The organism is Staphylococcus sp. Ze2 (assembly GCF_048568365.1).
GTDB classification, from domain to species: Bacteria; Bacillota; Bacilli; order Staphylococcales; family Staphylococcaceae; genus Staphylococcus; species Staphylococcus xylosus.
In genome coordinates, this window is the sequence record NZ_CP183486.1 from 1,593,120 (window position 1) to 1,607,354 (window position 14,235).

16 protein-coding genes are annotated in these 14,235 nt (G+C 31.9%); all 16 read left to right on the forward strand.

Annotated elements, in window-relative coordinates; translation table 11 throughout:
- Nucleotide 1: 1 nt before the first annotated feature.
- The 16 genes from ACM591_RS07370 (at nt 2) to ACM591_RS07445 (ending at nt 14,204) form a co-directional block, all read left to right on the forward strand.
- The gene (locus ACM591_RS07370; protein ID WP_326026752.1) at nt 2-1,363 is read left to right on the forward strand and encodes an acetyl-CoA carboxylase biotin carboxylase subunit; all 1,362 of its coding nucleotides are present in this window, start codon (nt 2-4) and stop codon (nt 1,361-1,363) included.
- On the forward strand, nt 1,360-2,118 hold the full coding sequence (gene pxpA / locus ACM591_RS07375) for a 5-oxoprolinase subunit PxpA (RefSeq protein WP_326026751.1): 759 nt from the start codon (nt 1,360-1,362) through the stop codon (nt 2,116-2,118). Before ACM591_RS07370 ends, pxpA begins: the two co-directional genes overlap by 4 nt.
- A gap of 3 nt (nt 2,119-2,121) precedes the next feature.
- Nucleotides 2,122-3,354, forward strand: coding sequence for an NRAMP family divalent metal transporter (locus ACM591_RS07380; RefSeq protein ID WP_029377142.1), 1,233 nt, complete (start codon nt 2,122-2,124; stop codon nt 3,352-3,354).
- 371 nt (nt 3,355-3,725) lie between these two features.
- Nucleotides 3,726-4,463, forward strand: a complete 738-nt coding sequence (locus ACM591_RS07385) for a sulfite exporter TauE/SafE family protein (RefSeq protein WP_029377143.1) — start codon at nt 3,726-3,728, stop codon at nt 4,461-4,463.
- Nucleotides 4,464-5,007: 544 nt separating this feature from the next.
- Nucleotides 5,008-5,694 carry a 5'-methylthioadenosine/S-adenosylhomocysteine nucleosidase gene (gene mtnN / locus ACM591_RS07390; protein ID WP_214269458.1) on the forward strand — a complete coding sequence of 229 codons (687 nt, stop codon included), beginning with the start codon at nt 5,008-5,010 and terminating at the stop codon, nt 5,692-5,694.
- A gap of 15 nt (nt 5,695-5,709) precedes the next feature.
- On the forward strand, nt 5,710-6,237 hold the full coding sequence (locus tag ACM591_RS07395) for a YqeG family HAD IIIA-type phosphatase (RefSeq protein ID WP_029377145.1): 528 nt from the start codon (nt 5,710-5,712) through the stop codon (nt 6,235-6,237).
- Nucleotides 6,238-7,344, forward strand: coding sequence for a ribosome biogenesis GTPase YqeH (gene yqeH, locus ACM591_RS07400; protein ID WP_029377146.1), 1,107 nt, complete (start codon nt 6,238-6,240; stop codon nt 7,342-7,344).
- A 12-nt stretch (nt 7,345-7,356) separates the two neighbouring features.
- The gene (gene aroE, locus ACM591_RS07405; protein WP_029377147.1) at nt 7,357-8,154 is read left to right on the forward strand and encodes a shikimate dehydrogenase; all 798 of its coding nucleotides are present in this window, start codon (nt 7,357-7,359) and stop codon (nt 8,152-8,154) included.
- Between the two features lie 11 nt (nt 8,155-8,165).
- Nucleotides 8,166-8,456 (forward strand): ribosome assembly RNA-binding protein YhbY, encoded by a 291-nt coding sequence (yhbY, locus tag ACM591_RS07410; protein WP_029377148.1) that lies wholly within the window; start codon nt 8,166-8,168, stop codon nt 8,454-8,456.
- The gene (gene nadD, locus ACM591_RS07415) at nt 8,456-9,028 is read left to right on the forward strand and encodes a nicotinate (nicotinamide) nucleotide adenylyltransferase (RefSeq protein ID WP_029377149.1); all 573 of its coding nucleotides are present in this window, start codon (nt 8,456-8,458) and stop codon (nt 9,026-9,028) included. Before yhbY ends, nadD begins: the two co-directional genes overlap by 1 nt.
- A complete protein-coding gene (gene yqeK, locus ACM591_RS07420; protein WP_029377150.1) occupies nt 9,018-9,602 on the forward strand; it encodes a bis(5'-nucleosyl)-tetraphosphatase (symmetrical) YqeK in 585 nt (194 codons plus the stop codon). The genes nadD and yqeK overlap by 11 nt, the downstream gene beginning before the upstream one ends.
- Complete coding sequence (gene rsfS, locus ACM591_RS07425; RefSeq protein WP_029377151.1) at nt 9,603-9,956, forward strand: ribosome silencing factor; 354 nt, start codon at nt 9,603-9,605, stop codon at nt 9,954-9,956.
- Between the two features lie 2 nt (nt 9,957-9,958).
- Entirely contained in the window at nt 9,959-10,675 is a 717-nt protein-coding gene (locus ACM591_RS07430; RefSeq protein WP_029377152.1) for a class I SAM-dependent DNA methyltransferase, read from the forward strand.
- A 48-nt stretch (nt 10,676-10,723) separates the two neighbouring features.
- Nucleotides 10,724-11,446 carry a helix-hairpin-helix domain-containing protein gene (locus ACM591_RS07435; RefSeq protein WP_260987859.1) on the forward strand — a complete coding sequence of 241 codons (723 nt, stop codon included), beginning with the start codon at nt 10,724-10,726 and terminating at the stop codon, nt 11,444-11,446.
- A gap of 85 nt (nt 11,447-11,531) precedes the next feature.
- Entirely contained in the window at nt 11,532-11,993 is a 462-nt protein-coding gene (locus ACM591_RS07440) for a ComE operon protein 2 (protein WP_017724623.1), read from the forward strand.
- A 189-nt stretch (nt 11,994-12,182) separates the two neighbouring features.
- Nucleotides 12,183-14,204: a DNA internalization-related competence protein ComEC/Rec2 gene (locus ACM591_RS07445; RefSeq protein WP_418354316.1), complete on the forward strand. Its 2,022-nt coding sequence runs from the start codon at nt 12,183-12,185 to the stop codon at nt 14,202-14,204.
- The last annotated feature ends 31 nt before the right edge of the window (nt 14,205-14,235 follow it).

The window sequence follows — 14,235 nt, forward strand, 5'->3', positions numbered from 1 at the left end:
TATGTATCGTTGTTTAATCGCTAACAGAGGTGAAATTGCAGTAAGAATTATTCGAGCTTGTAGAGAGCTTAATATTGAAACGGTTGCAATATACGCTCTAGGAGATGAGAAAAGTTTACATGTAAGTTTAGCGGATCAAGCAGTTTGTATCGGTGAAGCTAATCCATTAGAAAGTTATCTAAACCAGGACAGAATTATAAGTGCAGCTAAAATTACAGGCGCGAATGCAATTCATCCAGGCTATGGATTTCTATCAGAAAGTTCCTCTTTTGCCCGAAAAGTAGAAGACAATGATATCTACTTTATCGGTCCCACGCAAAAAACGATGGAAATGATGGGGGATAAAATCACAGCGAGACAAACTGTAGATAACGCTGGCGTACCGATTATTCCAGGATCGACTAAAGCTGTAGAATCAATTGAAGAAGTGCAAAACATTGCAAAAGAAATTGGTTATCCGCTTGTACTGAAAGCTGCTAGCGGTGGTGGCGGTAAAGGTATTAGGATTGTTAAAACAGAAGATATGCTTACTAAATCTTTTAAAGAGGCAAAAAGCGAAGGTGAAAAATATTTTGATGATGATCGTATTTATGTAGAATCATTTATACCAGTTGCCAAACATGTTGAAGTTCAAGTGATAGGTGATGGGAATGGGAATTACATACATTTAGGTGAAAGAGATTGTTCAGTACAAAGGAAAAATCAAAAGTTGATCGAAGAATCACCGTGTGCAGCTATAACTGATGAAATGAGAAAATCTATGTGTTTAGATGCAGTTAAGGTTGCAAATGCTTCAAATTATAGGAGCGCAGGCACCATAGAATATTTAGTTACTAAAGATGCATACTATTTCATTGAAATGAATGCACGTATCCAAGTAGAACATACTGTAACTGAGATGAGAACTAATAGAGATTTATTACAAGCGCAACTTTATTTGATGCAACATGGCACGTTGCCATTTAATCAGGAAGATATTGTTTTTGATGGCCATGTAATTGAAGCAAGAATTAATGCTGAAAATCCAGAAAAACAATTTCAACCTTCACCGGGTACAGTTAAATCTTTACATTTACCACAAGGGTTTAATATTCGTGTAGACAGTTTATTATATTTCGGGTACAAAGTTTCCCCTAATTATGATTCATTAGTTGCCAAGGTAATTGTTAAATCATCTACTCGTCAATTAGCGATTAAGAAATTAAAAATAGTACTTGATGAAATGGTTATAGATGGGTTTACAACTACTGCGGATTTCCTATATGCTGTATTATCTTATCCTTTATATGCGGAAGGAAATGCTGAAGAAGTAGATATCAAGTTTTTAGATAGGCATCAAATCATTAAGGAGGAAATGACATGAAAGTGGATTTAAATTGTGATTTAGGTGAAGCATTTGGTAATTATTCTTTTGGTGGAGACAAAGATATTATTCCCCTAGTTACATCAGCAAATATTGCTTGTGGTTTTCATGCTGGTGATCAACATGTTATGAACCAAACGATTGAACTCGCAAAAAAACATGATATTGGAATTGGCGCACATCCAGGTTTACCAGATTTGCAAGGGTTTGGTCGTAGAAATATGGATATTACACCGAATGAAATTTATGATATTGTAGTTTATCAACTGGGTGCACTTTACGGATTTTCTAAAATACATGATGTTTCAATGAATCATGTGAAACCACATGGCGCACTATATCAAATGGGAGCGAGAGATAAAGCAGTTGCACAAGCAATTGCACAAGCTGTTTATGACTTTGATGAGTCATTGATATTTGTTGGACTTTCCAATACATTGCTAATATCTGAAGCTAAATCAGTTGGACTAGCAACTGCTTCGGAAGTATTCGCTGACAGACGTTATGAAGATGATGGTCAGCTTGTAAGTAGAAAAGATGCCAATGCACTTATAACAGATACAAATGAAGCTATCGAACAAGTTATAAATATGGTAAAATCGCAAAAAGTTATTACTAAAAATAACAATACAATAGCTATAGAAGCTGATACTATTTGCGTACACGGAGATGGTGCGCATGCGCTTGAATTTGTATCGCAAATAAGAGAGAGATTGTCGAAAGAAGGTATTTCTATTTCGAGGCTGGAGGGCTAAATTATGGGGGAGAAATTAAAGTCAGGTGAGCAAGAATTTAAGTTTACTAAGAACCACAAAAGGCTACTGTTAGGATCAGTGTTTTTAATGGCAACTTCTGCAATAGGACCGGCATTTTTAACACAAACCGCGGTCTTCACTGCACAATTCGCTTCAAGTTTTGCGTTTGCAATTTTGTTATCAATAATTATTGATATAGGTGCTCAAATTAATATTTGGCGTGTACTTGTTGTAACTGGAAAACGAGGACAAGAAGTAGCTAATGAAATATTTAATGGTTTGGGAACGTTTATTTCAATTCTTATTGCAATAGGTGGTCTCGCATTTAACATCGGTAACATCGCTGGTGCAGGACTAGGACTAAATGCTATTTTTGGTTTAGATATTAAAATTGGCGCAGCCATTACGGCTGTCCTATCAATTGGTATATTTATCAGTAAAAGCGGACAGAAAATAATGGATGTAGTGACAATGTTCTTAGGCGTATTGATGATTATTGTAATAGCATTTGTCATGTTTAAAGCTAATCCACCTTATGCTGAAGCGGCTAAACACCTAGTAATGCCTGAACAACCACTTGCACTAGTATTACCTATTATTACTTTAGTAGGTGGTACAGTTGGGGGCTATATTACTTTTGCGGGAGCGCATAGAATATTAGATTCTGGTATACAAGGGAAGGCCTATTTACCATTTGTTAATAAAGCTGCTGTCTCTGGTATTTTAACGACAGGGGTTTTAAGAACATTGCTATTTTTAGCAGTACTAGGTGTAGTAGTTACAGGTGTAACATTAAACTCAGAAAATCCACCGGCTTCTGTGTTTGAACATGTTCTAGGACCAATAGGACGTAATATCTTTGGTGTTGTATTATTTTCTGCAGCCATGTCATCAGTGATTGGTTCGGCATATACGAGTGCTACGTTTTTAAAGACACTTCATAAATCAGTTTATAATAAAACAAATATCATTGTAATTAGTTTTATTGTGTTTTCAACTTTAGTGTTCTTATTACTAGGTAAGCCTGTAACATTATTAATCGTTGCAGGGGCGTTAAATGGTTTGATTTTACCTATTACGTTAGGTACAATATTGATCGCTAGTAAACGTAAATCTATTGTTGGAGATTACAAACACCCAACATGGATGCTGATTTTCGGTATTGTGGCAGTAGTTGTAACTATCGTAACTGGCGTATTTTCACTACAAGGGCTAACTGAATTATTTGGTTCGTGATACATTTTTGATACAGTTTTTAAGTTATTGAAATAGTAGTCTATTTTTTGATTAAATGTGTAACATATAAATATCTTATAGTCTGAGAATAGTGAGTTTTGAATCAAATTTAAAAAACAGCATAAAACATTTTTTTGTATAGCTCGATATATGCATAGTGCTTTTTACTATTAAAATATATACATCATTAGGTTCAGCATTTCCTCTTAGTTCTCCAAGTATTACACTTATTTGTTTAAGAGGGGCTATTCCTAATGATGTTTTTGTTATTATAATATTAATAGTTTTTATTTTTATGCGTCGGATATACATTAATTTAACTTAGTGTTAATATTTATTTGGGTAAATTTATGAATGAAGGATGAATAACGTTGATAATATTAACAATGCTTGTTTTGGGAATTATCTTAGGATTTGTTGGAGCAGGTGGAGCAGGTGTAATTATTGCTGTTCTTACTGTTTTTTTTAATGTTCCTATTCATTATGCTATAGGAACGTCTTTGCTTGGTTTAGTATCGACTTCTTTATTTGGCTCCATTAGTCATTATAGAGAAAAAAACGTTGATGTTAAAATTGCTTGTTTATTGGGATTTACAGGTGGTATTGGTGCTTTAATTGCCTCTTTCATAGTAAAACACATACCTCAAAATGATTTGAATTATATGACTGCTGGTGCCTTGTTTGTATCAGGACTAATCCTATGGTTAAAGTTAGCTATAAAACCCAAGAGCAATGTAACAAATGTGTATACTAAAAAAGTACTTTTAGTATCGATTATAATTGGTTTCGCACTAGGAATGATATCAGGCTTATTTGGTATCGGATCGGCTGCTTTTATTCAATTAACTTTATTGTTGGTAATAGGGTTAAGTGTGCAAATTTCAGTAGGCACTACAATGTTAGTCATGCTTCCAATTTCTTTAATAGGTGGAATTGGGTACATAATTAATGGGAATGTTGATTTACTATTATTAATTAAAGTCATTTTAGGAACTTCAATTGGTTCATATATTGGAGCGAAATTCACTAATAAATTGAGGCCTCTAGTTTTAAAGATATCTATGGTCTCAGTTCCAATAATTGGAGGATTAATATTAATTATTAATTAAAACAGGATGCAAACACAAAACAGCCTCCTAAATGAATAGGTTCATTTTTGTGTTTTATAAAAATTCGTGTTACAGTTTTTGTTGCAAAAGTGTATTAATGTTTTGATTGAATAATATGAACTTCTTGTGTTCAGCACGCAATCTTAATTATATTATCAACTTACTTTTATATAATTAATGTATTATTGATTTGCTCTGAAATCGCCTTAATAGTCCGACAAAGATGCTGATTTTCAGTATTGTTACAGTAGTTGTAACTATTGTAACTGGAGTGTTCTCACTGCAAGGACTAACTGAATTATTGAGTAGTTAATAAAATAATTTTATAAAACCCTGTAAGTAATGCTATTAGCGCATGCTTACAGGGTTTTAACTATTAAAAGTGTAATAGTTAAATACGATAGAAATAATTTAGATTAATAATCAAAATAGATAATGAATTGAATATTTGGAATTTGTATAAAAACATAGATCTAATATCGAGCTATACTTTTAAATGTGGTAGAATAACTAAGGCTAGGATTTTAAGATGAGGTGAATAAATGTGATTGGTATTATAGGTGCTATGGAAGAAGAAGTAGCAATCTTAAAAGATAAAATAGAAAATTTAGAAGAAATTAAAATAGCGCATGTAATCTTTTATAAAGGGAATTTAGAAGGTAAAGACATAATTCTTACACAAAGTGGTATTGGTAAAGTGAATGTAGCGATATCAACTGCATTATTAATTAATCAATTTAAACCTGACTTAATTATTAATACAGGTTCTGCCGGAGCATTAGATAAATCACTAAATGTAGGAGACGTTGTCGTAAGTGATATGGTTGCCTATCATGATGCAGATGCACGAGCTTTTGGCTATCAACTAGGACAAATCCCGCAGATGCCGGCACAATTTGTTGCAAATAAAAAATTAATAGACAAAGCAACAGAAGCTATTAAGCAACAACAGATTAATGCAAAGACTGGTTTGATTGTTAGTGGTGACAGTTTTATTGGTACAAGTGAACAACGCATGACAATTAAAGCAAACTTTCCACAAGCTATGGCAGCGGAAATGGAAGCTACTGCTATTGCACAAACTTGTCATCAATTTAACGTGCCATTTATAATTACTCGAGCAATTTCAGACTTAGCTGATGGAGATGCTGGTATTACATTTGAAGCATTTTTAGAAAAAGCAGCAATATCTTCAAGTGAAATCGTAGAACGCTTAATTAAAACTATATAAAAAGGTGAAAATAAAATGGGTATGATAAAGCATTATTTTATGCCAAATGAATATGTTCAATCTATATTTCAAATAGATGTTGAAAAACTTGCAGCTTCTGGTGTAAAAGGTATAATTACAGATTTAGATAATACACTTGTAGGTTGGGATGTATCTGAGCCTACAGAAGCTGTTAAACAATGGTTTGAACAAGCGAAAGAAGCAGGTATTACAGTAACAATTGTATCTAATAACAATAAGCAACGTGTTGGAAGTTTCTCACAATCATTAGAAGTTGATTATATATTTAGAGCGAAAAAACCAAGAGGTAGGGCTTTTAACCAAGCATCAAAATTAATGAATTTGAAACCTTCTGAGATTGTAGTAATAGGTGATCAAATGCTAACAGACGTATTTGGTGGTAATAGAAGAGGTTTATTTACAATTATGGTTGTTCCTGTAAAACAAACAGATGGTTTTATAACAAAATTCAACCGATTAATCGAGCGTAGATTATTACAACACTTTAGAAAAAAAGGTTATATCACATGGGAGGAAAACTGATTGACTGAAACAGAAACATTAAAATGTATTGGCTGCGGTGCACCATTACAAGCTGAAGATCCAAATGCACCTGGGTATGTACCAGAGCATAATTTATATCGTGAAGATGTCATTTGTAAGAGATGCTTTAGATTGAAAAATTACAACGAAGTACAAGATGTAGGACTAGAGAGTGAAGACTTCCTAAAATTACTCAATGGCTTAGCTGATAGAAGCGGTATTGTTGTAAATGTTGTTGATGTGTTTGACTTTGAAGGTTCATTTATTAATGCAATTAAACGCATTGTAGGTAATAAAAAGATTATTTTAGTAGCCAATAAAGTAGATTTATTACCTAAACAAATTAATAAGCGTCGTGTGAAAGAATGGTTGAAAAAGACTGCTAGAAAATATGGCTTAGAAGCTGATGATGTTGTACTTATTTCTGCTGAGAAAAATGAAGGGATTGAAGATTTATTAAACTCAATCAATACATTAAGAAACAGTGAAGACGTATATATCGTAGGTACGACAAATGTTGGTAAGTCAACGCTTATTAATAAATTAATCGAACGTAGCGTTGGTGAAAAAGACGTAGTTACAACATCAAGATTTCCTGGTACGACATTAGACATGATTGATATTCCATTGGATGATGTTTCCTTCATGTACGATACACCTGGTGTTATTCAAGAACATCAGATGACGCATTATGTCACTGAAAATGAACTTAAGACAATCATGCCGAAAAAGGAAGTTAAACAACGTATATACCAATTGAATGAAGGGCAAACTTTATTCTTTGGTGGACTAGCACGAATAGATTATGTAAGTGGTGGCAAACGCCCATTAATCTGCTATTTTTCTAATGAATTAAATATACATCGTACTAAAACTGAAAACGCAAATGAATTGTGGAGAAATCAGTTAGGTGCGGTTCTTGCACCACCTAATAACCCAGAACATTTTGATTTGCAAAATGTTAAAGCGGTAAGGTTAGAAACTGGAAAAGAAAAACGCGATGTTATGATTTCAGGTTTAGGGTTTATTACAATTGATGAAGGTGCTAAAGTTATAATTCGTGTACCTAAAAATGTTGATGTAGTGTTAAGAAATTCAATAATGTAAGGGGGTATAAACATGAAATACGCAGTAATAGGTAACCCAATAGCACATTCATTATCCCCAATTATGCATAATGCGAATTTTGATGCGTTAAACAATCCATCATCTTATGAAGCAATTAACATATCAGAAGATCAATTTCATTTAATAAAAGAAATTATTGATGAAAAAGCACTTTCTGGATTTAATGTGACAATTCCTCATAAAGAAAATATATTGCCATATTTAGATGAAATAGATGAGCAAGCGGAGACAGTTGGCGCCGTGAATACGGTGAAAATTGAAGATGGTAAATGGATTGGCTACAATACAGATGGTATTGGGTATGTAACTGGCTTAAAACAAGTATATCCAGATTTGGAAAATGCTTATATATTAATTTTAGGTGCTGGTGGTGCAAGTAAAGGTATTGCAAATGAATTAGTTAAACACGTTCACTCTAAATTAACAATTGCTAATAGAAATTTGAAACGCTTTGAAAATTGGAATTTAGATGTGAACCAAATTACTTTGAATGAAGCTGAAAAAGCACTCGATGAATTTGATATCGTGATTAATACAACACCTGCTGGCATGCATGAAAATAAGGAAGTAGTTATAAATCTAGACAATTTAGATTCACGTACTTTAGTTAGTGATATCGTGTATGTACCTTTTAAAACACCCATTTTAGAAATAGCAGAAGCAAAAGGAAACCCAATTCACAATGGCCTTGATATGTTTGTATACCAAGGTGCCGAGAGTTTTAAAATATGGACTAATGAACTACCTCAAATCCAAATTATGAAAGAGGCAGTTTTAAAGCATTTATAAAGGAGCTAATTATGTTAACAGGTAAGCAAAAAAGATTTTTACGCAGTAAGGCCCATAATATCGACCCAACTTTTCAAATAGGTAAAGCTGGTATAAATGATAATATGGTAGATCAACTTCAAGATATTTTAGAAAATAGAGAGTTAATTAAAATACATGTGTTACAGAATAATTCTGAAGATAAAAATGATTTAGCACAGACTTTAAGTGATGCAACACGTAGTGATATTGTGCAAGTAATCGGGTCTATGATTGTGTTGTATAAAGAATCACAAGACAATAAGCAAATTCAATTACCGTAATGACGAAATCAATCGTAATATATGGTGGGCAGTTTAACCCGATTCACCTCGCTCACATGGTAGTAGCTAGTGAAGTTAATGATGTTATTAAGCCGGATATATTTTATTTTTTACCTAGTTATATGTCGCCTTTAAAAGTTCATGATAATTACTTAGACGCAAATCATAGAGTTGCAATGATTCATAAAGTTATTAAAGAACTTGGCTTTGGCGAAGTATATCTAGATGAAATAGAGCGAAAGGGACAAAGCTATACATTTGATACAGTTCGTTCTATGTTAGAAAAAAATCCCGAGGCTAAAATATATCTAGTGATTGGCACTGACCAGTATAATCAACTAGATAAGTGGTATAAAATAGATGAATTAAAAGCGCTCATCACATTTGTAATTGTTAATAGAGAAAAGGCCCAACAAAATGTTGATCCAGGTATGATAGCAATTACAATCCCACGCATTGATATTAGTTCAACATTAATTAGAGATAGAATAAAATCTAATAGAAATATTCAAGTTTTAGTTCCTCCTAGTGTTGAAGAATATATCCGAGAGGAAGGATTATATGAAAATTGATCAAGCAGTTGAAATTGTTAAAGAGAAATTGCCTGAAAAAAGGTTTAACCATTCATTAAGAGTAGCAGAAACAGCTGTGAAATTAGCAGATATTTATGATGGTGACAAAGATAAAGCTGAACTGGCAGGTATTTTACATGATTATTCAAAGTACGATGATTTAGGTTCAATGTATCAAATTGTTACACAACACGATTTAGATCGCAATTTATTAAGTTACGGTTCTGAAATTTTACATGGCCCAGTTTGTGCAGTAATTATGAAGGAACACTATGGTATTAAAGATGAAGAGGTATTACTCGCAATAAAAAACCATACGACTGGCCGAGCTCAAATGACAAAGACTGAAAAACTTGTATTTATTGCAGATTATATAGAACCTGGCCGTCAGACCCCAGGCGTTGAAGAAATTAGAGATTTAGCATACAATCAAGGTAGCTTAGATAAAACAATATACGAAATATCTAAGCGAACAGTGTTATATTTAATTAATAAAGATATTAATGTTTATGACGCAACGATTGCATGTTTAAATTATTATAATTACAGTGACGAAAGAGTAAAGGATGATTAGATGAAATCAGATCAACTATTAAAGCTAGCTGTCGAAGCAACAGAGAATAAAAAAGCAGAAGATATTATTTCATTAAATATGAAAGGTATTAGTGATATGACAGATTATTTCGTAGTTTGTCACGGAAATAATGAAAAACAGGTTCAATCAATTGCACGTGCAGTTAAAGACGTCGCTAACGAAGCAGAAATTGAAGTTAAGCGTATGGAAGGCTTTAATGAAGCGAGATGGATTCTTATTGATTTAGCTAATGTAGTCGTTCATGTTTTCCATAAAGACGAAAGAGATTATTACAATATTGAAAAATTATATAGAGATGCACCATTAGAATCGTATAGACAGGTAGTATATTAATCATGTCTCAATACGAAGAAATGAGCCTGTTTTATGATCAATTAACGCTTGATCAACCTTATGAGTCTTGGTTAGAGATTGTAAATTACTTTGCTGAAAATAAAAACTCTATCCTGGATATAGGATGCGGAACAGGTAGTTTAACCTCATTATTTAATGAATTTAAACAAGTGACTGGTATGGATCTCAGTGTCGATATGCTTGCAATAGCAGCACAAAAATCAAGTCATGTTAATTGGCTAGAAGGCGATATGACTGATTTTCAACTCGACAAATCATTTGATGTAATCACTATTTTTTGCGATTCACTAAATTATCTACCAGAGACAGATGATGTTGTTGCTACTTTTAAACGTGTTTTCGAGCATTTAGATAATAAGGGTGTATTTATGTTTGATGTACACACAAGTTTTAAAATGGATACTTTATTTAACAATCAAAGTTATATTGATGAATCGGATGATGTATTTTTAGGTTGGGAAGCTGTTAAAGGTGAAGAACCGCTAAGTGTATGGCATGATATGTCGTTTTTCATTAGACAATCTGATAGTCAGTATAGCCGATTTGATGAATCGCACTATCAGCGTACCTATTTAGAATCTGATTACAAAGATATGCTTACACAAGTAGGTTTTAAGCATATTCAAACATTTGTAGATTTTGAAATTAATAATCATGATGATGAAGGATACCGCTTATTCTTCATTGTTAAAAAATAAAAGTAAAATCACTCCTTTGTACGTGTATAGTATAAAGGAGTGATTTTTATGTTGCCGCAATGGGAAAGATGGAAAGAAATTATTAGCAAATATAAAATTTTATTTACCTTTATTTCAATCGCTTTATTATTAGCAGTCATTTTATTATGCAATATATTTATTCATTTGGACAACAAAGAGATGAAGGGGATTCCAACAGTTTCTATAAATAAAATAAATAAAACTGGAAGCGAACCACAAACTGATAAAACTGAGACCAACGTTAAACGCAAAGAAAAATCAATTAAGTCCGAAAATGAAATTATTGTTGTAGATATAAAAGGTGCGGTTAAATATCCTAATATCTATGAGATGAAGTCTACAGATAGAGTCAAACAGTTATTAGATAAAGCACAAATTTTGGATAATGCAGATCTTTCAACTATTAACCTTGCAGAAAAGTTGTTGGATCAAAAAGTAATATATATACCCAAAAAGGGAGAATCAGCAATTGCAAATGGTAACGGTTCAAATAAATCTAATGACCGTCAACAAGAACAAACGTTATCCTTGGAAAATGAAGGCAATGTTGGACAACAAGGGAAAATAAATTTAAATACTGCTAGCGAATCTCAATTGCTAAGTGTTAATGGCATTGGCCCAACAAAAGCTAAATCTATTGTTGAATTTAGAGAACAACATGGCAAATTTGAATCGGTTGATCAATTGAAAGAAGTTAAAGGTATAGGGGCAAAGACACTGGAAAAGATAAGTGATTTTTTTGTGGTTTAAGTTTTTGTTGCATTTTTAGATGATACAAATTAACCTATAATTAAATCGGAATCATATATTAATCATAATACGGAGGACTATTATCATGGATCGCATTAAATGGGAAGAATATTTTATGGCTCAAAGTCATCTGTTGGCATTACGTTCTACTTGTCAACGTTTATCGGTAGGCGCCACTGTTGTAAAAGATAATAGAATTATAGCAGGAGGATATAACGGGTCTGTATCAGGTGAAGTTCATTGCATTGATGAAGGTTGTTTATTAGAAGATGGCCACTGTATACGTACGATACACGCTGAAATGAATGCATTATTACAGTGTGCTAAACAGGGAGTATCTACTGATGGTGCAACAATTTATGTTACACATTTCCCTTGCTTGAATTGTACGAAATCAATTATTCAAGCAGGAATTAAAACAATTTATTACGCTGAAGATTATCACAATCATGATTATGCTTTGAAACTATTAGATCAATCAGGTATCGAACATACAAAAATTCCTTTCAATCAGGAACATGTAGCACAATACTTAATGAATCAGTAATTTTTGGTATTTTATGCATTAGCATATCTAGTTGGTATTTTATGGCTACATGTCAAATCATTGTCGATGCTGATTTTTGTAAACATAATGATAATTGGGATTAGAAAAAAGTTAAGATGGTTTCAAATACTATTCATTATATTAATACCAATATTATCGAACTTTTATTTTCAATATCATTTTAAGTATATGGTTGAACAACGTAACTTTTTATTGAAACAAACCTTGCATAGTCATGCTTATTTTATAAATAAGCCAAATTTGAACAATCAAAAGTTAACAGGAAAAGTCAAAATAGGAAAACATACATTCAAATATTATTATCAAATAAAAAGTGAAAACGTTAGGGGAGTACAATCAAAACTTGTTCGGCAAAATTGCAAAATTGATGCTACATTTAAGTCGCACAACAATCAGCCGTACAGCCAACTTTCACTTTTTATAAATAATATTGATTTTAATAGTTGTAGGAAATCAAAAATTGATTATACATATATATTAGATTATCACAAGCAGTATGTATTAAATCGACTTAAATATTTACAAATTGAATCTCCGGGCAAGGTTTTTGCACTTATAAGTGGTGATACATCAGCAATTAGTGCAGACGACATTGAGCAGTATAAAGATATTGGTATATACCATTTATTAGCCATTAGTGGAATGCATATAGCTACATTGACTAGTATAATATATTTTTTGTTAAACCATATGAAATGCCCGATTGTTATCATTAAAATAGTCATTTGCATTATTTTACCATTGTATGTCTTTTATACAGATTTAGCTCCAAGTGCAATAAGAGCAACTATGACTTGTCTCTTATTAATCTTATTATCTAAATCAATTGCAAAAAATGCGCTTAATTTACTATCATTATCATTTATTTTTATGTCTTCGCTTCATCCACCTTTTGTTTATAATATAGGCTTTCAATTCTCTTTTCTTATCACATTTTTTATTTTATTTGCTCTTCCAATATTAGAAAATACTCATTTATTAAAGCGTACTATCTATCTCTCTTTAATTGCGCAACTCGGTTCATTTATTATAAGTGCAATTTATTTTAATCATATCCAGTGGATGGGTATTATAACTAACTTATTTTTTGTACCGTTCTATACATTTATTCTCTTTCCATTTGTCATTTTTTTTGTTATTTTCGCACACTTACCTTTAGAACTAAACTGCCTTATCACAGTTCTGAATTTATTAATGAGGTTTCATGATGCAGTTCTGAATTTATTTATACACATGAACATTTATAAATGGCATGTACCTGAACTTAATGAAATGTTTATTACCTTAACTTTTGTAACAGTTTTTATAGCATTAGTTTTTTTAGTTCATAAATACTATGTATGTTTTATTGTAACTGTGCTTATTTTGTATATCATCTCTACAATCATTCCACATGACGATGCTTATAAATTAACGATGTTAAATGTGAATCAAGGTGATGCATTTCTATTCGAGACAAATGAGAGTGAAAGTATACTTATAGATACTGGTGGCACAGGGGTGGACTCAACAATGAAAGAAAATCATAATATTGCTAAATATCATATAATTCCCACACTTAAAAAGCACGGACTAACATCTATAGATTATATTATTATTTCACATCCTCATATGGATCATATGGGTGAATTAAGTTACTTAATAACTAATTTCAAGATAAAAAATATAATCATAAATACAAAAAGTTTCAACATAAATAAAATAGAATATTTAATTAATCAGAGTAAGCAAAAACATATAAAGCTGATTGATTTTAAAGATATACAGCAATTTAACTTAGATGAAGCAAATATTACTTTACTTGATTCAACAATTAATTATTCAGAGGATTTAAACGAGCATTCTATCGTTACTTATATAGAATATAATAAAATTAAAATGTTGTTTATGGGGGATGCAAGCATTAATAATGAACAAATACTTTTACGCAATTTTGAATTACCAAAGATAGACATACTGAAAGTGGGCCACCATGGAAGCAAAACAAGTACTAGCAATGAATTTATACAAAAAATACAGCCAAAAATTTGTCTGGTTTCTGTAGGTAAGACAAATAGGTATCATCTACCTAATAAAGAAATTATAACTAAATTAAAAAGCTTGGGTGCTAAAGTTTTCCAATCAAATGAGAACGGAGAGGTAACGATAAAACTCACCCCCAAATTATCTATAAATACCGAAATGAACTAATGATTATATGTAGAGAGATCAATCTCTCCAT